This is a genomic window from Caulobacter sp. GW821-FHT09A05 (assembly GCF_059418465.1).
Map to the genome: position 1 here is coordinate 1 of NZ_JBWKPX010000070.1, position 620 is coordinate 620.

Here is a 620-nt window from a genome sequence, read left to right on the forward strand (position 1 = left end):
CGGTCTCCAGGCGGTTCTTTTCGGCCTTCTTCATATCCAGGAGCTGTCGGCGGCGCACAACGATATCCCGCAGCGCCTCGGTCTGGGCGTCCCGCAGCCGTCGCGGCTCGGGTTGCACGGCCTGGGCAAAGGCGGCCAGCACGGCCGCGTCGATGGCGTCGGTCTTGGCCAGGCGCCCGGTGGCGCGGGCGAAGTCGCGCACTTGCCTGGGGTTCACCACCGCCACCGCCCAGCCCTTAGCCAACAACGCCGCCACCGCCTCGCGCTCGTAGCCGCCGGTCGCCTCCAGGACGATCAGGTCCGGGCGGCGCTTGCCCACCCAACTCACCAGCTTTTGCAGATCATCGGCCGAGACGCTCAGCCGCTCGCCGCTGGACGCGGCCGCGTCCAGCCGGTCCTTGGAAACATCGATCCCGATCCAGGTCGCTTGCTTGTTCATGATCTCCCACCTCGTGCATGCGAGCTCTTGGGCTCGGGCAACTGTCCGGAGTTACACGACGACAGACGGCTGGAGCTCTTGCTTGACAGCGGGGTCCAGCCCCACGGACGGACGGCGAGCTTCCAGCCGCCGCGATCAAACCTCATCAGTCGATCGTTCGTCCATCATACGAGGACGACGC

Annotated in this window: 1 protein-coding gene; it reads right to left on the reverse strand. The window is 67.4% G+C overall.

The annotated features are described in order from the left end of the window. Positions 1 to 439, reverse strand: a 439-nt coding sequence (locus AC07NX_RS26210) for an IS110 family transposase (RefSeq protein WP_494646060.1), incomplete at its 3' end; no start/stop codon positions are given. Between the last annotated feature and the right edge of the window lie 181 nt (positions 440 to 620).